Origin of the sequence: Streptomyces venezuelae, assembly GCF_008642335.1 — a bacterium.
Lineage (GTDB): Bacteria > Actinomycetota > Actinomycetes > Streptomycetales > Streptomycetaceae > Streptomyces > Streptomyces venezuelae_F.
Genome location: NZ_CP029191.1, coordinates 1,320,002 through 1,342,247, shown reverse-complemented (window position 1 = coordinate 1,342,247; position 22,246 = coordinate 1,320,002). Strand labels below are relative to the sequence as shown.

At 72.5% G+C, this 22,246-nt stretch carries 20 protein-coding genes; 12 read left to right on the top strand and 8 right to left on the bottom strand.

The features are described from left to right. Positions 1 to 9: 9 nt before the first annotated feature. The 7 genes from DEJ49_RS05915 (at position 10) to DEJ49_RS05885 (ending at position 9,330) form a co-directional block, all read left to right on the top strand. Positions 10 to 837, top strand: a complete 828-nt coding sequence (locus DEJ49_RS05915) for a TrmH family RNA methyltransferase (protein WP_150183013.1) — start codon at positions 10 to 12, stop codon at positions 835 to 837. An 80-nt stretch (positions 838 to 917) separates the two neighbouring features. After that, on the top strand, positions 918 to 2,060 hold the full coding sequence (locus tag DEJ49_RS05910) for an ATP-binding protein (RefSeq protein ID WP_150183011.1): 1,143 nt from the start codon (positions 918 to 920) through the stop codon (positions 2,058 to 2,060). A 158-nt stretch (positions 2,061 to 2,218) separates the two neighbouring features. Next, positions 2,219 to 3,349 carry a phenylalanine--tRNA ligase subunit alpha gene (gene pheS / locus DEJ49_RS05905; RefSeq protein ID WP_150183009.1) on the top strand — a complete coding sequence of 377 codons (1,131 nt, stop codon included), beginning with the start codon at positions 2,219 to 2,221 and terminating at the stop codon, positions 3,347 to 3,349. Next, on the top strand, positions 3,349 to 5,877 hold the full coding sequence (gene pheT / locus DEJ49_RS05900) for a phenylalanine--tRNA ligase subunit beta (RefSeq protein ID WP_150183007.1): 2,529 nt from the start codon (positions 3,349 to 3,351) through the stop codon (positions 5,875 to 5,877). The genes pheS and pheT overlap by 1 nt, the downstream gene beginning before the upstream one ends. A gap of 190 nt (positions 5,878 to 6,067) precedes the next feature. After that, positions 6,068 to 7,129, top strand: a complete 1,062-nt coding sequence (locus DEJ49_RS05895; RefSeq protein WP_150183005.1) for a PP2C family protein-serine/threonine phosphatase — start codon at positions 6,068 to 6,070, stop codon at positions 7,127 to 7,129. 191 nt (positions 7,130 to 7,320) lie between these two features. Beyond that, complete coding sequence (locus DEJ49_RS05890; RefSeq protein ID WP_150183004.1) at positions 7,321 to 8,670, top strand: transcriptional regulator; 1,350 nt, start codon at positions 7,321 to 7,323, stop codon at positions 8,668 to 8,670. 117 nt (positions 8,671 to 8,787) lie between these two features. Beyond that, positions 8,788 to 9,330: an NUDIX hydrolase gene (locus DEJ49_RS05885; protein WP_150165798.1), complete on the top strand. Its 543-nt coding sequence runs from the start codon at positions 8,788 to 8,790 to the stop codon at positions 9,328 to 9,330. Here DEJ49_RS05885 and DEJ49_RS05880 read toward each other — a convergent pair whose 3' ends face one another. Together DEJ49_RS05880 and DEJ49_RS05875 are read right to left on the bottom strand one after the other, a co-directional pair. After that, on the bottom strand, positions 9,331 to 9,588 hold the full coding sequence (locus DEJ49_RS05880) for a hypothetical protein (protein WP_150165797.1): 258 nt from the start codon (positions 9,586 to 9,588) through the stop codon (positions 9,331 to 9,333). 226 nt (positions 9,589 to 9,814) lie between these two features. Beyond that, positions 9,815 to 10,675, bottom strand: coding sequence for a 3-hydroxybutyryl-CoA dehydrogenase (locus DEJ49_RS05875; protein ID WP_150165795.1), 861 nt, complete (start codon positions 10,673 to 10,675; stop codon positions 9,815 to 9,817). Positions 10,676 to 10,862: 187 nt separating this feature from the next. Between DEJ49_RS05875 and DEJ49_RS05870 the strand changes: the two genes are divergently transcribed. Then, positions 10,863 to 12,098 carry a glycoside hydrolase family 10 protein gene (locus DEJ49_RS05870; RefSeq protein WP_150183002.1) on the top strand — a complete coding sequence of 412 codons (1,236 nt, stop codon included), beginning with the start codon at positions 10,863 to 10,865 and terminating at the stop codon, positions 12,096 to 12,098. Between the two features lie 10 nt (positions 12,099 to 12,108). Here the strand turns inward: DEJ49_RS05870 and DEJ49_RS05865 are convergent, their stop codons facing one another. Together DEJ49_RS05865 and DEJ49_RS05860 are read right to left on the bottom strand one after the other, a co-directional pair. Beyond that, complete coding sequence (locus DEJ49_RS05865) at positions 12,109 to 12,303, bottom strand: DUF1918 domain-containing protein (RefSeq protein ID WP_150165791.1); 195 nt, start codon at positions 12,301 to 12,303, stop codon at positions 12,109 to 12,111. A 91-nt stretch (positions 12,304 to 12,394) separates the two neighbouring features. Continuing rightward, the gene (locus DEJ49_RS05860) at positions 12,395 to 13,333 is read right to left on the bottom strand and encodes a DMT family transporter (RefSeq protein ID WP_150183000.1); all 939 of its coding nucleotides are present in this window, start codon (positions 13,331 to 13,333) and stop codon (positions 12,395 to 12,397) included. Between DEJ49_RS05860 and DEJ49_RS05855 the strand changes: the two genes are divergently transcribed. After that, a complete protein-coding gene (locus DEJ49_RS05855) occupies positions 13,332 to 14,774 on the top strand; it encodes a PLP-dependent aminotransferase family protein (protein ID WP_150182998.1) in 1,443 nt (480 codons plus the stop codon). The genes DEJ49_RS05860 and DEJ49_RS05855 overlap by 2 nt on opposite strands. Positions 14,775 to 14,783: 9 nt before the next feature. Here DEJ49_RS05855 and DEJ49_RS05850 read toward each other — a convergent pair whose 3' ends face one another. Next, the gene (locus DEJ49_RS05850; protein WP_223832734.1) at positions 14,784 to 15,239 is read right to left on the bottom strand and encodes an SUKH-3 domain-containing protein; all 456 of its coding nucleotides are present in this window, start codon (positions 15,237 to 15,239) and stop codon (positions 14,784 to 14,786) included. Between the two features lie 64 nt (positions 15,240 to 15,303). On the opposite strand from DEJ49_RS05850, the gene DEJ49_RS05845 reads away from it, so the two are divergent. Next, positions 15,304 to 15,744: a GNAT family N-acetyltransferase gene (locus DEJ49_RS05845; protein WP_150182994.1), complete on the top strand. Its 441-nt coding sequence runs from the start codon at positions 15,304 to 15,306 to the stop codon at positions 15,742 to 15,744. Here DEJ49_RS05845 and DEJ49_RS05840 read toward each other — a convergent pair. Both DEJ49_RS05840 and DEJ49_RS05835 read right to left on the bottom strand, forming a co-directional pair. Next, the gene (locus DEJ49_RS05840; protein ID WP_150182992.1) at positions 15,692 to 16,192 is read right to left on the bottom strand and encodes a DUF6314 family protein; all 501 of its coding nucleotides are present in this window, start codon (positions 16,190 to 16,192) and stop codon (positions 15,692 to 15,694) included. The two genes, DEJ49_RS05845 and DEJ49_RS05840, sit on opposite strands and share 53 nt — an antisense overlap. A gap of 47 nt (positions 16,193 to 16,239) precedes the next feature. Continuing rightward, positions 16,240 to 17,241 carry an aldo/keto reductase gene (locus DEJ49_RS05835; protein WP_150182990.1) on the bottom strand — a complete coding sequence of 334 codons (1,002 nt, stop codon included), beginning with the start codon at positions 17,239 to 17,241 and terminating at the stop codon, positions 16,240 to 16,242. Positions 17,242 to 17,446: 205 nt separating this feature from the next. Here DEJ49_RS05835 and DEJ49_RS05830 point away from each other — a divergent pair, with 205 nt between their 5' ends. Together DEJ49_RS05830 and DEJ49_RS05825 are read left to right on the top strand one after the other, a co-directional pair. After that, entirely contained in the window at positions 17,447 to 18,988 is a 1,542-nt protein-coding gene (locus DEJ49_RS05830; RefSeq protein WP_150182989.1) for an alpha/beta hydrolase, read from the top strand. Further along, a complete protein-coding gene (locus DEJ49_RS05825) occupies positions 18,985 to 20,193 on the top strand; it encodes a serine hydrolase domain-containing protein (RefSeq protein WP_150182987.1) in 1,209 nt (402 codons plus the stop codon). Before DEJ49_RS05830 ends, DEJ49_RS05825 begins: the two co-directional genes overlap by 4 nt. Positions 20,194 to 20,817: 624 nt before the next feature. Here the strand turns inward: DEJ49_RS05825 and DEJ49_RS05820 are convergent. After that, positions 20,818 to 22,185 carry an MFS transporter gene (locus tag DEJ49_RS05820; protein WP_150188063.1) on the bottom strand — a complete coding sequence of 456 codons (1,368 nt, stop codon included), beginning with the start codon at positions 22,183 to 22,185 and terminating at the stop codon, positions 20,818 to 20,820. Positions 22,186 to 22,246 lie beyond the last annotated feature (61 nt).

Here is a 22,246-nt window from a genome sequence, read left to right as displayed (position 1 = left end):
GGTGAGTCCATGCCCGCCGCTCCCGAGTTGATCTCCCCCAAGTCGCCCCGCGTCAGTGGTGCGCGGCGGTTGGCCAAGCGGAACTTTCGGGGGAAGGAGCGGCTGTTCCTCGCCGAGGGGCCGCAGGCCGTGCGGGAGGCCGCCGGGCACGGGCAGACGCTCGTCGAGCTGTTCGCCACCGTCGACGCCGCCGAGCGGTACGCCGACATCGTGGGGGAGGCCCGCGCCGCCGGCGCCCGCGTGCACCTCGCCGACGAGGATGTCATCGCCGACATCTCGACGACCGTCACCCCGCAGGGCCTCGTCGGTGTCTGCCGGTTCCTCGACGTGCCGTTCGAGGAGATCCTCGCCGCCCGGCCCCGGCTCGTCGCCGTCCTGTCGAACGTCCGCGACCCCGGGAACGCGGGGACCGTCCTGCGCTGCGCCGATGCCGCGGGCGCCGACGCCGTGATCCTCACGGACGCCTCCGTGGACCTCTACAACCCCAAGTCGGTGCGCGCGTCGGTCGGCTCGCACTTCCATCTGCCGGTCGCCGTGGGCGTACCCGTGGAGCAGGCCGTGCGGGGACTCAAGGACGTGGGCGTACGGATCCTCGCCGCCGACGGGGCGGGTGAGGACGACCTCGACGCGGAGCTCGACCAGGGCACCATGGGCACCCCGACCGCCTGGATCTTCGGCAACGAGGCATGGGGGCTGCCGGAGGAGACCCGCGCACTCGCCGACGCCGTGGTGCGCGTTCCGATCCACGGCAGAGCCGAGAGCCTCAACCTCGCGACGGCCGCCGCCGTGTGCCTCTATGCGTCCGCCCGTGCGCAGCGCGCCTCCGGTACTCGCTGAGGGGGTCCGCTCCGTCACATCGAGCTAGTAGTGTGACGGGCTCGGGGGCCCCGACAGGTCCGAGAGGTGGGGTACGGGGAATGAGTGTGGGCACGAGCAGAGCACCGGGGGTACAGGACCTCGTCCGTGCTCGCGCGGACCACGGCGGTTCCGGTGACCTCGGCGGCCTCGGACTCGACCCCGACGAGCTGCCTGATGGGCTCGTCGTCGCGGACGAGACGGGCCACGTCATCTGCTTCAACGCGGCGGCGGCGCGGATCACCGCCGTACCGGCGGCCGACGCCCTCGGCACGCCCCTGGAGCACGCGCTCCCCTTAGAAGACCTCGAAGGCCGCCGCTGGTGGCAGCTGACCGATCCCTACGGCGGCCTCGCCATCCGCGTCGGCCAGCCCGAGTGCAACCTCCTCCTGCCCGGCGGCCGCGAAGTCCTCGTCTCCGCCCGCTACGTACGCACCGCCCGCACCGGCCCCGTCCGCCGCGTCGTCGTCTCGCTGCGCGACACCGAGGCCCGCCGCCGCACCGAGCGCAGCCACGCCGAGCTGATCGCCACGGTCGCCCACGAGCTCCGCTCGCCGCTCACCTCCGTCAAGGGCTTCACCGCGACGCTGCTCGCCAAGTGGGAGCGGTTCACCGACGACCAGAAGAAACTGATGCTGGAGACCGTCGACGCCGACGCGAACCGCGTCACCCGGCTGATCGCCGAGCTCCTCGACATCTCCCGCATCGACTCCGGACGGCTTGAGCTGCGCCGTCAGCCCGTCGACATAGGCGCCGCCGTCGGACGCCACATCCAGGCGCACGTCGCCGCCGGACAGGACGCGGACCGCTTCCTCGTCCGCGTCCAGCGTCCGCTGCCCGACTGCTGGGCCGACCCCGACAAGGTCGACCAGGTGCTCAGCAACCTGCTGGAAAATGCCGTGCGGCACGGCGAGGGAACCGTCACCATCGAGGTGGCGCCCTCCTCGTCTCCGCGCGAGCGGGGCGGCGCCGAGACCGCCGTGACCGTGAGCGACGAAGGTCCCGGCATTCCGGAGGAGTCGATGGGCCGCGTCTTCACCCGCTTCTGGCGGGGCAGCAAGCGCGGCGGGACGGGACTGGGGTTGTACATCGTGAAGGGCATCGTGGAAGTGCACGGCGGAACGATCACCGTCGGCCGCGCACCCGGCGGCGGCGCCCGATTCCGATTTACGTTGCCCGTGGGGGCCCCGGCGTATCTCCAGTGACCCTGTCGAGGACGCCCTGAGTCGCCCGCGGGCTCATTCGTTCACCGCACCCCCGTTAGACTCGGTCGTTGGCACTTTGTGTCCCCACACCTGGGACAGCTTGTCTCCGAGTCGTTGACGGGGACCCATCCGCCAGCCAACCGGAAGCACGGGAAGAGATGTCGGCACCGAACAAGTCGTACGACCCTGTTGAGGTCGAGGCACTGAAACCTGAAGAGATCGAGCGGATGCGGGACGAGGCGCTCGCCGCCTTCGCCGCCGCGGACTCCCTCGAAGCGCTCCAGGAGGCCAAGGTCGCGCACACCGGCGGCACGTCGCCGCTGGCGCTCGCCAACCGCGAGATCGGCGCGCTGCCCCCGCAGGCCAAGGCCGAGGCGGGCAAGCGCGTGGGCATGGCGCGCGGCGCCGTGAGCAAGGCCCTGGCCGCCCGCCAGACCGAGCTCGAGGCCGAGCGCGACGCCCGCGTCCTGGTCGAGGAGGCGGTGGACGTCACGCTGCCGTACGACCGGATCCCCGCCGGCGCCCGGCACCCGCTGACCACGATGATGGAGCGCGTCGCCGACGTCTTCGTCTCGATGGGCTACGAGGTCGCCGAGGGTCCCGAGGTCGAGGCGGAGTGGTTCAACTTCGACGCCCTGAACTTCACGCCCGACCACCCGGCCCGGCAGATGCAGGACACGTTCTTCGTCCAGGGCCCGAAGGGGACTGACGGCGACGAGTCCGGTGTCGTGCTGCGTACGCACACCTCGCCCGTGCAGGCCCGCGCGCTCCTGGAACGCCGTGAGCCGCCGGTCTACATCGTCTGCCCCGGCCGCGTGTACCGCACGGACGAGCTCGACGCCACGCACACCCCGGTCTTCCACCAGATCGAGCTGCTCGCCGTCGACGAGGGCCTCACCATGGCCGACCTCAAGGGCACCCTCGACCACATGGTCCAGGCGCTCTTCGGCCCGGACATGAAGACCCGGCTGCGGCCGAACTACTTCCCGTTCACCGAGCCGTCCGCCGAGATGGACATGGTCTGCTACGTGTGCCGCGGCGAGTCCGTCGGCAACCCGGACCGCGCCTGCCGCACCTGCGGCAGCGAGGGCTGGATCGAGCTCGGCGGCTGCGGCATGGTCAACCCCAAGGTGCTGACCGCCTGCGGCGTCGACCCCAAGAAGTACAGCGGATTCGCCTTCGGGTTCGGCATCGAGCGGATGCTGATGTTCCGCCACAACGTCGAAGACATGCGAGACATGGTCGAGGGTGACATCCGGTTCACCCGGCCGTTCGGGATGGAGATCTGATGCGGGTCCCGCTTTCCTGGCTGCGGGAGTACGTCGACCTCCCCGCCACCGAGACCGGCCGTGACGTGCAGGCCAAGCTGATCGAGGTCGGCCTCGAGGTCGAGACCGTCGAGCAGCTCGGCGCGGGCCTCAAGGGCCCGCTCGTCGTGGGCAAGGTCCTCACCATCGAGGAGCTGGAGGGCTTCAAGAAGCCCATCCGCTTCTGCACCGTCGACGTCGGCATGGCCAACGGCACCGGCGAGCCGCAGGAGATCGTCTGCGGCGCCCGGAACTTCCAGGTCGGCGACAAGGTCGTCGTGGTCCTGCCCGGCGCCGTCCTGCCCGGCGACTTCGCCATCGCCGCCCGCAAGACGTACGGCAAGACGTCGCACGGCATGATCTGCTCCGGCGACGAGCTGGGCATGGGCGACGACGGCAGCGGCGGCATCATCGTCCTGCCGCCCGAGCACGAGGCCGGCACCGACGCCATCGAGCTCCTGGAGCTCGTCGACGAGGTCCTGGACATCGCCGTCACGCCCGACCGCGGCTATGCGCTCTCGATGCGCGGCGTCGCCCGCGAGACCGCCATCGCGTACGGCCTGCCGCTGCGCGACCCGGCGCTCCTGGACGTGCCCGCGCCGAACTCCTTCGGCTACCCCGTCAAGATCGCCGACCCGATCGGCTGCGACCGCTTCACCGCGCGCACCGTCACGGGCCTGCAGCCCGAGGCGCGCTCCCCGATCTGGCTGCAGCGCCGTCTGCAGAAGGTCGGCATGCGCCCGATCTCGCTCGCCGTCGACATCACCAACTACGTGATGATGGAGCTCGGCCAGCCCCTGCACGCGTACGACCGTTCCCGCATCCAGGGCACGATCGGCGTGCGCCGCGCCGAGCAGGGCGAGAAGTTCACCACCCTCGACGGCACCAAGCGCGTCCTGGACGCCGGTGACCTGGTCATCACCGACGACCGCGGCCCGATCGGCCTCGCGGGCGTCATGGGCGGCGCGAACACCGAGATCGCCGACTCCGAGACCGACCCGGAGACCGGGCAGGTCCGCGGCACCACCGAGGTCGTCGTCGAGGCCGCGCACTTCGACGCGATCTCCATCGCCCGCACCGCGCGCCGCCACAAGCTGGCCTCCGAGGCGTCCAAGCGCTTCGAGCGCGGCGTCGACCCGCAGGCCGCGGCCGCCGCCGCGCAGCGCACCGTCGACCTGCTCGTGCTCCTCGCGGGCGGCAGCGCCGAGGCCGGCGTCACCGAGGTCATCGCGCCGACCGCGCCGCGCACGATCACGATGCCCGCCGACCACCCGGACAAGGTCGCCGGTGTGGCCTACGGCCGCGAGACCGTCGTACGCCGCCTCCAGCAGGTCGGCTGCGACGTCTACGGCCAGGACGACCTGACGGTCACCGTCCCGTCGTGGCGCCCCGACCTCGCCGAGCCGAACGATCTCGCCGAAGAGGTCATCCGCCTGGAGGGGTACGAGAACCTGCCCTCGACCCTGCCGAAGCCCCCCGCGGGCCGCGGTCTGACCGAGCGGCAGCGGCTGCACCGCCGGGTGGGCCGCGCGCTGGCCGGCGCGGGCTACGTGGAGTCGCTGAGCTACCCCTTCATCGGTGAGGGCGTCTTCGACCAGCTGGGCCTGGAGGCGGACGACCCGAACCGCCGCGTGGTCAAGCTCGTCAACCCGCTCTCCGACGAGGAGCCCGCGCTCCGCACGACGCTGCTGCCGGGCCTGCTGTCCGCGCTGCGCCGCAACGACGGCCGCGGCTCGCACGACCTGGCGCTCTTCGAGACCGGGCTGGTCTTCCACCCGCAGGACGAGCTGAAGATCGCCGGGCGGCTGCCCGTCGACCGGCGTCCCACCGACGAGGAGATCGCGTCCCTCACCGCGGCGCTGCCCGTCCAGCCCCGGCACGCCGCCGTCGTCCTCGCGGGCGCCCGCGAGCAGGCCGGCTGGTGGGGCAAGGGCCGCCCGGCCGACTGGGCCGACGCCGTCGAGGCGGCGCGGACCATCGCCCGCGAGGCCAATGTCGAGCTCATCGTCGACCAGGGACAGTACGGCCCGTGGCACCCGGGCCGCTGCGCCGAGCTGAAGGTCGTCGTCGACGGGGACATCGTCTCCGTCGGCCACGCCGGTGAGCTGCACCCGCGCGTCGTCAAGGCGCTCGGCGTGCCCGCGCGCACCTGCGCCATGGAGCTCGACCTCGACCGCCTGGAGCAGGCGCGGGACGGGGAGCTGCGGGCGCCGCGGATCTCCACCTTCCCCGTGGCCACGCAGGACGTCGCGCTGGTCGTCGACAAGGAGGTGCCGGCCGCCGTGGTCGAGTACTACCTCCGCGGCGGCGCGGGTGAACTCCTGGAGTCCATCCGGCTGTTCGACGTCTTCGAGGGCGAGCAGATCGGCGAGGGCAAGAAGTCGCTGGCGTACGCGCTGCGCTTCCGCGCCGCCGACCGCACGCTGACCGTCGACGAGGCCTCGGCGGCCCGCGACGCGGCCGTCGCTGCGGCGGCCGAGCGGACGGGAGCGGTGCTGCGCGGAGCGTAGTGACTGCCCGTAGGCGATAACAGGCGCACAAGGGGCGCAAAGAGGGGCTTATCCGGACCACCGGATGAGCCCCTCACTCGTTCGAGTGACTTCATTCGGCGCCCTGACCCGATCGGCCCATGCGGTCGACAGAATCAGTCCGGCCGTAGGGGTGGGCCTGCGCGCTGAACCCTGGAGGGGGGCCACCGCCATGATCCGTCTCGGGAGGTCACTGGCTCTGCCCGCGGTGTGGGGTGCCGTCGCCATCACGTACAAACTGGCCTGTCCGCTCGCCCAGGAGGAGGGCATGGGGGCGCGGATCGTCAGCAGCGCCGTCTTCTTCGCCGTCGGGACCGCGCTGATATGCCACGCCCGGCGGGCGCTGCTTCGGGAGCTGCGGCAGATGCGCGAGGTCGCGGGGGCCGCGCAGAACGTACTCCTGCGGCCCCTGCCGCCCCGCGTCGAAGGCCTCGCTGTCGCCGCCGGGCGGCTCTCCGCGTCCCGGGGCGCCACCGTCGGGGGCGACCTGTACGAGGTGGCGGCCACTGAGCACGGCGTGCGCGTGGTCATGGGCGACGTCCGGGGCCACGGTCTCGCCGCCCTCGCGACCGTCGCCGCCGTGCTCGGCAGTTTCCGCGAGGCCGCCCACGACGAACCGGAACTGCCCATGGTCCTGCGCCGTTTGGAGCGCGCCCTCGGTCGGCACCTGCGCGAACGCGCGCGGGCCGAACACCCCGCGTGCGGCGGTGACCCGCCGGAGACCCCGGTGGCCGAGGAGTTCGTCACCGTCCTGCTCCTGGAGATCGACCGGGACGGCCGGATCTCCGCCCTCAACTGCGGCCACCCCTGGCCCCATCTGCTCAGCGGCACCGCGCGGCCCCTGACGGACAGCGATCCGCTGCCGCCGCTCGGACCCTTCCCGCTCCCCGCCGACCTGCCCGTGCTCCGCTGCGGACGGTTGCTGCCCGGCGAGGCACTCGTCCTGCACACGGACGGCATCGAGGACGCCCGCGACGCGGCGGGGGAGTTCTTCCCGCTGCGGGCCGCGCTGACCGAAGCGGCCCGCGTCCCGCCGGTCTCCCCGCAGGGCGTCATCCGCGCGGTCTACGACCGACTCCTGCGCCACACCGGGCGGTTGCCGTCCGACGACACGGCGCTCCTCGTCCTGCGCAACGACCGCACGCGGGTCCCTCCACAGCAACGGGAGACGGCATGCGCCGCCCGCCCCGCCATGGAGTTGTCGGGCAGACGGCGGGACGAACGGCGCCGATGAGGGCCGCCGCACTGTAAGAGGGGGGAGCTCGGCGACCCGGCCGGCCTCCTTAACTGATGAGGCATCTCAGTCAAGCGATCCCACACCCCATGCGGCAGAGCGCACACCCCCCGGATCCGGGCACTCCGTTCACACCCCGTGTGAAGGGACCTCCATTAGTGTGTGCAGCACTGAGCCACCGGAGGGCATCCATGCAGCCCAACACCCTGCTCGACGCGATCCTCGACGAGGCCGGCATCTCCCACGCGGGACTCGCCGCACATGTGAACCAGGCCGGAAGGGCCAGAGGACTCGCGCTCCGCTACGAACACACGGCCGTGTCACGCTGGTTGAAAGGCCAGCGGCCGCGCGGCCAGGTGCCGGACCTGATCTGCGAAGTCCTCGCCGCCCGCCTGCACCGACCTGTCACCCTGGACGACATCGGCCTCGGCCTGCCCGGTGTTCCCGCCGCCCGGACCGGAACGGCCGCCTCCACCCTCTCCGGCTTCGTGGAGCGGGCCACCGCGCTGTGGCGCTCGGACGAACAGCAGCGCCCGCACCTGCTCGGGGCGCCCGCCGTCACCGGCACACCCGCCGTGATGCCGGTCTGGGAGTGGGAGAACCCGCCCGAGGACGTCGACGTGTCACGCGGTGGACGGCACCCCGTGAGCACCGCCGACATCGAGATGATGCGCGCGGCCCGCGCCCACTACGAGCAGATGTACCGCAAGACCGGCGGCATCGCGACGCGCTCCCGCATCGTCGGCTTCCTCAACGCCGAGGTCGCGCCCCTGCTGCGCGGCAGCTACACCGACGAGATGGGCCGCCAACTCCACCGCTCCACCGGCGGGTTGGTCGCCATCGCCGGGATCTGCGCCTACGACTCCGACGCCCACGGCCTGGCCCAGCGCTACTTCCACCAGGCGCTGCGCCTCTCCAAGGCCAGCGGCGACACCGGGCTCGGCGCGTATGTGATCGCGCTCCTGGTCAACCAGTCGCTGTTCATGCGTGAGTACCGCCAGGCGGTGGCGTTCGCGGAGGCCGCGCTGCGGGCCGCCGGGCGCGACCTCACCCCGGCCCTCGCCTCCGACCTGTACGCGATGCAGGCCAAGGCGTACGCGCACCTGGGCGACGGCAGGAGCGCGCTGTCCTGCATCCGGCGTGCGGAGGCGGCGGCCGACCGGATCCTGCGCGGCCGTGAGCCGGACGAGACGGGCTATGTCCAGCCCGGCCTGGTCAACGTGCAAGTGGCGGAGGCGCTGCTCAGTCTGGGTGATCTCGCCAGCGCCCGGGAGCACGCCGCGGCGGCCGTGGACACTCCGGCGCACGACCGCGGGCGGGTGCACCGCCTGGCCATGCTCAGCCAGATCGAACTGCGCCAGGGCAACACCGACGAGGCGGTGGTCACGGCCGTGGAAATGGCGGAACAGGCCCGGGGCATGGAGTCCCAGCGGCTGCGCGACCGACTCCGTGCTGTGCGCGAGCACCTGGTCCGCAGCGACTGCGCGGGTACGGCGGAGGCGGCCGAGCTCATCGCAGGGGCGCTGCGCGTCCCCCTGTAACGCGCAGCGCCCCCGGTCCGCGATCGCGTGCACTCACCGTTCCGAGGCGCACACACGCTGCTCATGAACTTTGTCTGCTGCGATATTGCCATCTACCGATCGGAAGGTGGCAGAACCGTGCAGTGGACGAAACAGAGCGAACAAACTGTGTATGGAAATCGGTGGTTCACGGTCAATCTCGCGGATGTCGAACTCCCCGACGGCCGGCATCTGGACCACTTCCTCATACGGATGCGGCCCGTCGCCGTGGCCACCGTCGTCAACGACGCCAACGAAGTGCTCCTGCTGTGGCGGCACCGCTTCATCACCGACAGCTGGGGCTGGGAACTCGCGGCAGGCGTCGTCGAGGACGGCGAGGACATCGCGTACGCGGCGGCACGCGAAATGGAGGAGGAGACCGGGTGGCGACCGGGCCCGCTGCGGCACCTCATGAGCGTCGAGCCGTCCAACGGGCTCACTGACGCGAGGCACCACATCTACTGGTCCGACGAGGGGACGTACATCGGTCATCCCGAGGACGCCTTCGAGTCGGACCGCCGCGAGTGGGTCCCGCTCAAACTGGTTCCCGACATGGTGACCCGTGGGGAGGTCCCGGCCGCCAACATGGCCGCGGCACTCCTCCTCCTGCACCATCTGCGCCTCGGCCAGGACGCGCGCTAGCTAATGGCCGAGTGCCTGCCAGACCGACACCGCGATTGCCGCGACCGCCGCGAGCGCGACGATCGTGGGCAGGGGCCAGCGTGTGTTCTCCAGCGCGGCGACCCGGGCCTCCATGGTCTCCACGTTCTTGGCGGTCTGTTCGTCGTGCTGACTGAGCAACGCGAGCCGTCCGTCGACGCGGGCCAGGCCCACCTCCAGGCTTCGGCGTAACTCAGCGAGTTCTTCCGGGACCACGGCACTCTCGCCGTCGATGGTCACGAGTCCACTCCTCTCTGTAGTGGCGCGTCCCCCCTTCATCCGCACCGGCAGTCAACTCGCGTGGTGACCAGGGCGGGAGAGTGTGCGAAGGGCATATGCGAGCCCATGGCGCACACCCTGTGTGAACGCCGCGGGCCCGGCACTCGCAGGAGTGCCGGGCCCGTCGGGTACAGAGCGTGTTCGTACGGGGAGTGATCCGCGCGTACGCCGCATGGCGTACGGGTCGTCAGGCGTACGTGTAGAAACCCGAGCCGGACTTCCGGCCGAGGCGGCCCGCGTCCACCATGCGCTGCAGCAGCGGGGGAGCGGCGTACAGCGGCTCCTTGTACTCGGTGTACATGGAGTCGGCGACCGAGGCGACCGTGTCCAGGCCGATCAGGTCGGAGAGCTTCAGCGGACCCATCGGGTGGGCGCAGCCCATCTCCATGCCGTTGTCGATGTCCTCGCGGCTCGCGATGCCCGACTCGAACATCCGGATGGCGGAGAGCAGGTACGGGATGAGCAGCGCGTTCACCACGAAGCCCGAGCGGTCCTGGGCGCGGATCGCGTGCTTGCCGAGGACCTTCTCGACCACGGCCTGCGCCCGGCTGATGGTGCCCTCTGACGTGGTCAGCGCGGGGATCAGCTCGACGAGCTGCTGCACCGGCGCCGGGTTGAAGAAGTGGATGCCGATGACCTGGTCGGGACGCGAGGTCGCGACGGCCAGCTTCACCAGCGGGATGGAGGAGGTGTTGGAGGCGAGGATCGCGTCCTGCCGGGTCACCACCTGGTCGAGCACCTGGAAGATCTCGGTCTTGACCTGCTCGTTCTCGACGACGGCCTCGATGACCAGGTCACGGTCGGAGAACTCGCCGAGGTCGGTGGTGAAGCTCAGGCGGTCCAGGGTCGCGTCGCGCTCCTCCTCGGAGATCTTGCCGCGCTCGGCCGCCTTGGAGAGGGAGTTGTACAGCCGCGTACGGCCGATCTCCAGGGCTTCACCGGTGGTCTCCGCGACCTTCACGTCCAGTCCGGAGCGGGCGCAGACCTCTGCGATTCCGGCGCCCATCTGGCCACAGCCCACCACTCCGACGCGTGCGATATCGGTCATGGAGTCGGTCACCTCGTGCCTTTCGCTGATCAACGGGGCCGGCAGGACCCCCCCCGAATGTGGATGCGGTGCCTGCCTCGGCCGTGAACGTTACTCCGCAATGAGGGGGCCATGACGGGCCGGGTCGGGCATGCTGTGCCCAACCGGCAAGGGGTGCCGGTGCACAGCGAGCTCAGGGGGCATGCAGATGAGGCGTATGTCACGTCGGGGTTTCTCTCTGGTGGCCGCCGCGACGGTGGCCGGCCTGGCGACGGCGGGTGACGCGGTCGCCGCGTCCGGCCGACGCCCGAAGGACGGCCGCGAACTGCGCGGCATGTGGCTGGCGAGCGTCGTGAACCGTGACTGGCCGTCCAAGCCGGGTCTCCCGGCGGCCCAGCAGCGCAGCGAGTTGCTGGCCTATCTGGACTCGGCCGTGAACCGCAGACTCAACGCGGTGGTCTTCCAGGTGCGCCCCACCGCGGACGCCCTGTGGCCATCGCCCTACGAGCCGTGGTCGGAGTATCTGACCGGCGTCCAGGGCAAGGACCCGGGCTGGGATCCCCTGGGCACGGCCGTCCACGAGGCGCACCGCAGGGGCCTGGAGCTGCACGCGTGGTTCAACCCGTTCCGGATCGCCAACCACACGGACCCGTCCCGTCTGGTGGCCACGCACCCCGCGCGGGTCCACCCCGACTGGGTCGTGCCGTACGGCGGGAAGCTGTACTACAACCCGGGGCTGCCCGCGGTGCGGCGCTTCGTGCAGGACGCGATGCTCGACGCGGTGCGGCGCTATCCGATCGACGCCGTGCACTGGGACGACTACTTCTACCCGTACCCCGTCGCGGGCCAGGTCTTCGACGACGACGACGCCTTCGAGCGGTACGGCGGCGGCTTCCCGGACCGGGCCTCGTGGCGGCGGGACAACATCGACCGCCTGGTGCGCGAGATGGCCCGGCGGGTGAAGAAGGCGCGGGGCCGCACCCAGTTCGGGATCAGCCCCTTCGCGGTCTGGCGGAACATCGCCACCGACCCGACGGGCTCGGACACCCGGGCGGGCGTGCAGACCTACGACGACCTGTACGCGGACACCCGCGGCTGGGTGAAGAAGGGCTGGATCGACTACATCGTCCCGCAGGTGTACTGGAACATCGGATTCCCCGCCGCGGACTACGCGAAGCTCATCCCGTGGTGGAACGACGTCGTGCGCGGCACGGGTGTGAACCTCTACATCGGCGAGGCCCTGTACAAGGCGGGCGACCCGGCGCAGCCCGCCGCCTGGCAGGACCCGGCGGAGCTGTCCCGGCACCTCACGTACGCCGAGGGCTTCCACGAGGTGCGCGGGCACGTCTACTTCTCGGCGAAGGAGGTCGGCGTCGACAAGATCGGCGCGATGGCGCGGGTGGTCGCCGACCACTACCAGAAGCCGGCGAAGCCGCCGCGCTGATCCTCGTCTGTCAGGAAGCCGGGTCCTGATGCCGTACGACGGTGTCGGGGCCCGGCGACATCACGGTCTCGTGGCCGTCCTCGAAGCGGACGCGGTACGGCGGTCCGCCGTTCGCCCCCAGCACCTCGACGACCTGCGCGATCCTGTCGTGCTGCCCGACGATCCTGCCGTGCACCACCAGCTCGTCGCCTACGGTTGCACGCATCTGGAGTGCCCCCTCGTCCCGCTCTGCGGTCGCGATCCGTGGCGGCAAGTGTACGACGGGTGGCGGGAGTTGGGACCCGTCGGGCAGGTTCTCACCCGCGCGCGCGTTGGGTGACCGCGATGCAGACGAGGACCGCGGCCGCCGTGAGGGGCGCGGCGACGGTGAGGTGTTCGCCGAGCAGGAAGACCGACCACACCAGGGTCAGGAGCGGCTGGGCGAGCTGCAGCTGGCTGGCTTTGGGTACGCCGATCGCCGCCATGCCCCGGTACCAGACGACCAGGCCGAGGAACTGCGAGCCGAGCGCCGCGTAGAGCAGGCCCGCCGTGCTGTGCCCGGTGAGGTGGAAGGACTCGTGGGGCAGGGCCAGTGCGGCGCCCGCGATGTTGAGCGGCAGGCAGAGGATCAGCGCCCACCCGATGACCTGCCAGCCGGGCATCTCGCGGGCCAGGCGGCCGCCCTCGGTGTAGCCGGCCGCGCAGATCAGCAGCGCGCCGAAGAGGTAGAGGTCGGCGGTGGTGAGGGCGCCGCCGCTCTGCTGCACGGTGAACCCGATGACGGCCGCGGCCCCGGCGAGCGCCGCCGTCCAGAACGTGCGCGACGGGCGGGCGCCCGTGCGCAGCGCCGCGAAGACCGCGGTCGTGAGGGGGAGCAGGCCGACGACCACGGCCGCGTGGGCGGTCGTCGAGGTCTGCAGGGCGAGCGTGGTGAGCAGCGGGAAGCCGACGACGACACCGGCGCCGACGACCGCGAGGCCCGCCCAGTGGCGGCGGTCGGGGACCGCGACGCGCAGCGCGAGCAGACAGCCGCCCGCGACGAGCGCGCTGAGCACCCCGCGCAGGGTCACGAAGCTCCAGGGGCCGATGCCTTCGAGGCCCCAGGCGGTGGAGGGGAACGTGAGGGAGAAGGCGATGACGCCGAGGGCGGCCATCAGGGTGCCGGTGCGGTGCGTCCCCGCGGGGGCCTGGCCGCGGGGCGCGGGGGCGGGGACCGCTATCCGGGTCGGGCGAGTAGCGCTATCCTGTGCTGTCATGCATGACAGTAGCAGTGTGGGCGAACTGGCGAAACGGCTGCGGAGTGAGCTGGACCGCTACTCGCCAGGTGGAAAGCTGCCGTCGAGCCGGGCGATCGTGGAGCGGTTCAGGGTGAGCCCCGTGACCGTGTCGCGGGCCCTCGCGCAGCTCGCCGCCGAAGGCCTCGTCGTCACCCGCCCCGGAGCGGGCGTCTTCCGCGCCGAGCCCGCGGCACCGGCCGCCCCCGCCGGGGACACCTCGTGGCAGGAGGTGACGCTGAGCGCCGACGCCGCGGCCGAGCTCGTGCCGCGCTCGGTCGACGCGACCGGCGTCCTGGCCACCCTCGCCGCCCCGCCGCCCGGCGTCATCGAGTTCAACGGCGGCTATCTCGACCCCGCACTGCAGCCCGGACAGGCGATGGCCGCGGCCCTCGCCCGCGCGGGACGGCGGCCCGGCGCGTGGGGGCGGCCGCCCGTCGACGGCCTGCCCGAGCTGCGCGAATGGTTCGCGCGGGGGATCGGCGGGGCCGTCACCGCCGCCGAGGTGCTGATCACGGCGGGCGGCCAGAGCGCGCTGACGACCGCGCTGCGGGCGCTCGCCCCGCCCGGCGCGCCGGTCCTCGTCGAGTCACCGACGTATCCCGGCATGCTCGCCATCGCGCGGGCGGCGGGGCTGCGTCCCGTGCCGGTGCCCGTCGACACGGACGGGGTGCGGCCCCGGCTCCTGGAGGCCGCCTTTCGGGCGACCGGCGCCCGGGTCTTCGTCTGCCAGCCGCTCTTCCAGAACCCGACCGGCGCCGTGCTCTCCGCCGAGCGCCGCCCCGAGGTCCTGCGGATCGCCCGCGAGGCGGGCGCGTTCGTCATCGAGGACGACTTCGTGCGCCGCCTCGTCCACGAGGACGCGGGGCCGCTGCCGCGCCCGCTCTCGTCCGACGACCCCGACGGAGTCGTCGTCCACGTCTGCTCGCTCACCAAGGCGACCTCGCCGAGCTTCCGCGTCAGCGCGCTCGCGGCCCGCGGCCCCGTCCTCGAACGGCTGCGCGCCATCCAGGTCGTCGACCACTTCTTCGTGCCGCGCCCCCTCCAGGAGGCGGCACTCGAACTGGTCGGCTCACCGGCCTGGCCGCGCCATCTGCGGGCGGTCGCGGGCGAGTTGAAGGAACGCAGGGACGCCATGTCGGCGGCGCTGCGGCTGCGGGTGCCCGAGCTCACGGTGGAGCACATCCCGGCGGGCGGCTACCACCTGTGGGTGCGGCTGCCCGACGGCGCCGACGAGGCGGCGTTCGCCTCCGCGGCGCTGCGGGCGGGCGTGGCGGTGGCGCCGGGCCGCCCGTACTTCGCGGCCGAACCCCCTGCGGGGCACGTCCGGTTGAGCTTCGCCGCGGTTCCGGGGGTGGGGGAGATCACGGAGGGGGTACGTCGCTTGCGGGCGGCCTGCGACGAGGTGTTGGACCTCCGCTGACCGCACGCTTCACCGGATCCCCTCCATGAGCTTCTCCAGCGCCCGGTCGGCGGTCTCGGCGAGCAGCGTGACGCTGTCCATCCCGGCGTAGACCTTGCCGTCCGGCGCGATCCCCAGGTAGGTGTTGCGACGATCGGCCTCGCCGACGGGATACAGATACGCCCCCGCTTCCTCGCTGAGCACGTCGAAGATCTCGTCGTCCCATTCCGCCGCGAGCGGATCGAGCCGAAAGCCCATGCGGGCCATCGTCCGCCCGGGGCCCCGCTCTTCACTCGCCAGACCGCCGAACTCGGCGAGGAAGCGCCGTGCCGCCTCATGCATCTCGAAGCCGCCGTGCTCGTGCAGGACGCGCTCCCACTCGGCCGTCGGCACGGATCGCCCGGGTCGCCAGCCGGCCGCTCGCAGTACGCGGTCGGTCTCCGCGGACCAGCGCCCGCGGGATCCTGCCTCCGAGGTGTCCGTCATCCGGCCGTCCCGCCTGGTGAAATGCGGTCGACGCCATGGCGCCGCGGCTGCCAGGCTCGCCCGTATGAACGAAAGCGCCACGCTACCCGACGGGTACGAGATATCCGCCGACACCGCCCGCATCGACGCCGCTCGCGTCCACCACTGGCTCTCCACCGACGCGTACTGGGCCATCGGACGCCCCCGCGACAAGCACGAGGCGGCGATGGCCGGGTCGCTCAACTTCGGGGTGTACGAAGAGGTTTCGGGCGAGCAGGTCGCGTACGCGCGCGTGGTGACCGATCGTGCCACGTTCGCCTATCTCTGCGACGTGTACGTCTCCCCGGACGTACGCGGCAAGGGCATCGGCGTCGCGCTCGTCACCCAGGTCTGCGCGCACCTGGAGCCGTTCGGGCTGCGCAGGACGCTGCTCGCCACGGCCGACGCGCACGGGGTCTACGAGAAGATCGGCTTCACGGCCCTTCCGGCGCCCGAGGACTGGATGATCCGCGCCGGTACTCCGTGACCAGCAGCAGGTCCTTGGCCGGGCCGCCGACCCGCCACCGGCTGCGCCAGCGGTCCGCGTCGACCACCTCGAACTCGCCGCGGTAGAGATCGTCCGAACAGGGGTGGTCCGTCGTCCAACGGCCCGCGCGCAGGTCGAGGTCGTGGAAGAAGCGGCCGTCGGCGAACTCCACGCGCGCGGTGCCGGGCTCCTCGCCGGGCAGGAAGCGGAGCGTGCGCTCGGCGGGGCGCGTCACCCCGTGCCAGGTGAACGTGCCGGACTCGTGGTGCAGGAGCCCGCCGGTGTCCGGGGCGGGCAGCGGCGAGAAGCGCGTCGTACCGGTGAAGCGGCCCTCGGAGCCGTCCGCGAGATCGCGGACCGTGCGCTCGACGTGCCACTCACCCGCTAGGTGGGCGAGGACGTCGGGGACGGGACGGAACGTGAGGTCCGACGGCAACGGCGCGGTCATACGTGCAGGCTACTTGCCTCCGCGTCCGCCTGTTCGGGACGCCTTGTCTACTTGTCGACGACGGCCAGGCTGCGCTCGTCGTACCGCGTGCCCGCCACGCCGCCCGCGGGCGCCGCCGCGTCGATCGCGGCCAGCTCGTCGGCGGACAGTTCGATCGCGACCGCCCCGAGGTTCTCCTCCAGGTACTTCTGCCGGCGCGTGCCGGGGATGGGCACGACGTCGGCGCCGCGGTGCTGCACCCAGGCGAGCGCGAGCTGCCCCGCGGTGACACCCTTCTCGGCGGCCAGCGCGTCCAGGGTCTCCACGATGGACAGATTCCGCTCCAGGTTTCCGGCGGCGAAGCGGGGCTGGGTGCGGCGCACGTCGTCCTGCGGGAGCCCCTCGACCGAGGTGTAGCGGCCGGTGAGGAAGCCGCGCCCGAGCGGCGAGAACGGCACGAGGCCGATGCCGAGCTCGCGGCAGACCGGCGCGATCTCCGCCTCCAGGTCCCTGGTCCACAGCGACCACTCGCTCTGCAGCGCCGCGATGGGATGCACGGCGTGCGCCCGCCGCAGGGTCCGCGCGCTCGCCTCGGAGAGCCCGAGGTGGCGCACCTTGCCCGCCGCGACGAGCTCGGCCATCGCGCCGACGGTCTCCTCGATCGGCACGGTCGTGTCCACCCGGTGCTGGTAGTACAGGTCGATGTGGTCGATGCCGAGGCGGCGCAGCGACGCGTCGCACGCCTGTCGTACGTACGCCGCGTCGCCGCGGATGAGCGTGGGCTCCCCGAGCCGGTTGGCGAAGCCGAACTTCGTCGCCACGACGGCCTGTTCGCGTCGCGGGCCGGCGAGGGCGCGCCCGATGAGCTCCTCGTTGTGGCCGCTGCCGTAGAAGTCGGAGGTGTCGAGCAGGGTGACGCCGAGGTCGAGGGCTCGGTGGATCGTCGCGATGGACTGCGCGTCGTCCGATGCGCCGTAGCCGTGGCTCATCCCCATGCACCCGAGGCCCTGCGCCGAGACGGTCAGCGCGCCGAGGCGGCGCGTGGGAAGGGTGCCGGGAAGGCTGGTCATGGTGGTACCTCCTGAGTGTGCCCGGTGATCGTCGACGACAGTAGAAGTTGGAGCGGACTCCAGGTCAAGGCGAGGGCGTGCGGGGAACCGGGGGATTTCCCCCGGGTGGTCCGGCCCGCTAGCCCGATGGTCCGGCGGCGCGCGCGTTCCTAACGTGGTGATCACTTCCCACCGTTGATCACTTCCCACCGAACCAAGGAGCACGATGCGCGTCGTGTCAGCAGTCACCGCGGGCCTGGGCCTCGTCGGGTTGCTCGCGGGCCCCGGGGCCGCCGCGGACCTCACCGGGGGCGGGGCGGCCAAGCCCCATAGCCCGTCCGTCAGTTGGGGCGCCTGCTCCGCCGATCAGAAGGAGCTCAACGAGGCGGGCGCGGAGTGCGCGAAGGTGGCCGTACCCCTCGACTACGCGGACCCCCGCGGCCGTACGATCGACATCGCCGTCTCCCGCATCAGGGCGAAGTCGCCGAAGGAGCGGCGCGGCATCCTGCTCTCGAACCCCGGCGGGCCCGGCGGCACGGGACTCGCCAACACCCTCGCCCTGCGCCCCGCGTTGAAGGACGTCGCCGACCACTACGACCTCATCGGCTTCGACCCGCGCTTCCTCGGCGAGAGCACCCCCGTCACCTGCGGCAAGGCCCCGCAGCCCACGCCGCCCGCCGAAACCACCACCCCGCGCCGGGACTTCGAGGCCTCGGTGCGGTCCGCACGCGACACCGCGCGCAGGTGCCAGGAGCACGGCGACAACGCCGAACTGCTGCCGCACGCGTCGACCAGGAACGTCGCCCGCGACATGGACGCCATCCGCGCGGCGCTCGGCGAGCGCAAACTGTCGTACTACGGCATCTCGTACGGCGCCGACCTGGGCGCCGTCTACACCCAGCTCTTCCCGCGCCGCAGCGACCGGATCGTCCTGGACTCCTCCACCGACCCGGCGGCCACGCAGTACGAACTGTTCCAGCGGTCCGGCGCGCCCGCGGAGGCGGCGCTCGACGGACTCGGCGGACACGTGCGCTCCGACGTCCTGGAGCTCCTTGCGCGCGCCGAACGGCACCCCATCCCGGTCAAGGACGTCCGCCTCGACGCACCACTGCTGCGGCTGCTCCTCAAGCAGCTCGTGCAGCACGAGGAGTACGACCCACAACTCATCAGCGTCGTCGACGACTTGAAGAAGGCCGCCGCGGGCGAGGAGTTCGAACCCGGGCCCGCGCTGAGCGGACTCCTCGACCTCCTCTCGTCGCCCGAGCTGGCGGACAGCATGACGGGCGGCGCGATCTTCATGTGCGGCGACGGGGGCTGGCCGGCGGGCGGCTGGCCGAAGAACCCGGCGACGTACTGGAAGAACATGCAGCGCAGCCGCGCCACCCAGCCGGTCTTCGGGCCGTACGTCAACGGAATGATCGCGCCCTGCGCGTTCTGGGGGACCGAGCCCCGCGAACCCGGAACGAAGATCCACAACGACGTGCCCGTCCTGCTGCTCCAGGCCAAGTACGACAACAACGTCCCGTACGAGGGCGCTCTCGCCCTGCACGAGAAGCTCAAGGGATCCCGACTCGTCACGGCGGACATCCGCTCCCACGGCGTCTACGCACGCGGCACCAGCGGCCTCACCCCCGTCCCGTGCGCCGACGACGCCGTGAACACCTACCTGCGCGACGGCAAGCTGCCCGCGGCGGACGTCACCTGCGCGAAGCCGAACCTGAAGCCGAACCTGAAGCCGAGCCCGAGCACGACGGAGAAGACCCGATGACCGACATCAGCAGGCGCACGGGCCTCACGGCGGCCGCGGCCGCACTTCTCGCGGGGACGGCGGGCGTCCCGGCGTCGGCCGCCGCCCCGCGTACCCCGAACGGCCCGCGTGGACGCGCCCTCCAGCGCGGCGTCGACGCCATCCGCGCCACCGGGGCGAGCGGCGTCCTCGCCGAGGTGCAGGACGCACGCGGCCGCACCACCGCACGGGCAGGAGTCGGCGACCTCGACGCCCCGGCGAAGGGCCCCGTGCCGTGGGGTGCGTACTACCGCATCGGCAGCGACACCAAGACGTACACGGCGACCGTCGTCCTCCAACTGGTCGGGGAGGGGCGGCTGAAGCTGACGGACACCGTGGAGCGCTGGCTGCCCGGCGTGGTCCGCGGACACGGCAACGACGGGCGCCGGATCACCGTCACCAACCTGCTGCGCCAGACGAGCGGCCTCAACGAATACATCACGGCGGAGAGCGGCGACTTCACCCCCGACGCGTACCGGCGCAACCGCTTCCGTCCGCAGTCCCCGCAGGAACAGCTGGCGGTGGCCCTCGCCGAGCCCCCGCAGTGGCTGCCCGACGCCGACGACCCGGCGGAGGAGCGGCGCTGGGGATACTGCAACACCAACTACGTCGTCGCCGGGATGCTCGTCGAGGCGGTCACCGGACACCCCTGGGCCCAGGAGGTCCATGAGCGCATCATCGAACCGCTCGGCCTGCGCCACACGCTCATCCCCGGGACCTCGTCGTACGTGCCGCAGCCGACGGCGACGGGCTACACGTACTTCCCGGACGAGACGCGACCCACCGAGACCACGCTCGGCTTCGGCGGGGGAGCGGACGGCTGCCTCATCTCGACGACACACGACCACGGCACCTTCCTGCGGGCGCTCCTGGGCGGCCGACTGCTGCGCCCCGCACAGCTGGCGGCGATGAAGTCGACGGTGCCGGTGAGCGACTGGATCCCCGCCGACGGCGTCCGCTACGGCCTCGGCATCGCCTCCCGCCCTCTCGCCGGCCGCGATGACGGCATCTGGTTCCACGGCGGCACGAGCCTCGGCTACGTCAGCGAGGGTGGCGTGACCCCGGACGGCGCGACGGCGGTCACCGCCGCGGCGTTCACGCTGCGCCTCGACAGCGAGGAGACCCACCTGCGCCAGGCGCGGGCGGCGCTTGGGATGGTGGACGAGGTGTTGAGCACGAACGCGTAGGCGAACACCCCACCCCGACGTAGGCCCGGGCCTGCGCCCGCCCGGCCTTGCGCCCGCCCGGCCTTGCGCCCGCCCGGCCTTGCGCCCGCCCGGCCTTGCGCCTGGCGGGGTCTGTGTTCGCTCGGGTCTGTGCCCGGTGGGGTCTGTGCCCGGTGGGGTCTGTGTCCGCCCGGCCCTGCGTCTGCCTGGCGGGGTCTGCGTCCGCCCGGGTCTGTGCCCGGCGGGGCTTGCGTCCGCTCGGGCCTGTACCCGCCCGGGCCTGCGCCCGGCGGGGTCTGTATTCGCCCGGGTCTGTGCCCGACCCTTCTGCACACCACGGACCTGGGTCTGGTCGCCGAGCGTGTCCTGCTCCCGGCGGTAGGCGCTCAGCGTCCGTGCTCCGTCCCGGTGCGCGATCACCGAGAGGCGCTGCTGTTCTCGGGGCGGGGTCTGTGCCTGGCGGGCCTGCCCCCGGCGGGGTCTGCGCCCGCCCAGTCCTGTGCCCGGCGGGGTCTGCGTTCGCCCGGTCCTGTGCCCGGCGGGGTCTGTGCCTGGCGGGCCCTGTGCCCGCCCGGCCTGTGCCCGGCGGGCCCAACGCCCCCGCCCGGCCCAACGCCCCCGCCCGGCCCTGCGCCCCGCCCAGGCCTACGCGCCCGGCGCCGCGCGCTCCGGGCGTGGTGCGTTCCGTCGCGGCAGGCCCGTCGCCGCCAGGGCGCCCAGCGCGGCCACCGACGCCAGCGTCGTGAGCGTAGGAGTCATCGCGGAGAGGAACGCGGCGTCCTGCCAGGGGGCGCCTCGTTCCGCCGTACGCGGCGCCAGGGCCGTCATCAGGGTCGTCGCCACGGCGACCCCCACCGTCGGGCCCACGTTCATCGCCGTCTGCTGGAGGCCGCCCGCCACCCCCGCGTCGGCGACCGGAGCATGGCGCACGACGACCGCCGTCGCCGCGACCATCACCGTCCCGAACCCCGCCCCGAGCAACAGGAACCCCGCACCGGTCGCCACCGGGCCCGACGTCGCGTCCACGCGCGACAGGGCCAGGATCCCCGCGGCGAGCACCGTCATCGCCGCCGTGATCGTCCGCCGCGGCCCATGCCTGCGCAGCACCACCGCCGCGAGCGGCGCGCTCACCACCATCATCACGGCGAGCGGCAGCGCCCTCAGCGCGCAGTCCAGCGGGTCGAGGCCCAGGACGTCCTGAAGGAAGTACGTGCCGACGAAGAGCGCCCCGAACATCGCCGCGGACGCCGCGACCAGGATGCCGAGCGCCGCCCCGACCCCGGCCGAGCGGAGCAGGCGCGGCGGCACCAGCGCGCTCGCGGCACGCCTCTCGTGCCGTACGAACGCGCCTCCCGCGGCCGTCGCCACCACGAGACTCACCACGGCCACCGTCGTCCACCCCTCTTCCGGCACCGTCACGAGGATGTGCACCAGGCAGGCCAGCGTCACCGCGAGCAGCCCCGCGCCGGGCAGGTCGAGCCCGGGCGCGGGGGCCTCCCGGCGTGCCGCCGGTACCCGTACCACCAGCGCCAGTACGCCGATCACCACCGCGGGCACCACGCTCAGGTAGAACACCGAACGCCAGCCGAGGTGCGTGGCGAGAGCCCCGCCGACCAGGGGTCCCGTGGCCGCCGCGAGCCCGATCGCGCTCATCCGCAGCGCGATCGGCATCCCGAGCCGGTCCGGCGGGAATGCGGCCCGCAACATCCCGAGCGTCGCGGGTTGCAGAAGCGCCCCGAAGACACCCTGGGCCACGCGCAATGCGATCACCCAGCCGATGCCGGACGCCAGGCCGACCCCCGCCGAGGCGGCGGCGAACCCGAGCGTTCCGACGGCGAAGAGCCGCCCGTGCCCGTACCGGTCGCCGAGCCGCCCCGCGAAGACGAGCAGGCTCGCGACGGCGATCAGATAGCCGGTGCTCGTCCACTGCACCTGTGCGAAGGAGGCGTCCAGGTCGCGTTGCAGAGCGGGTTGGACGACGGTCAGCGCGGTGCCGTCCAGCGCGACGACCATGGCTCCGACGACGCTGCAGGCGAGGGTGAGCCGGTGCCGCAGTCCCGTGGTCCGGATCTCC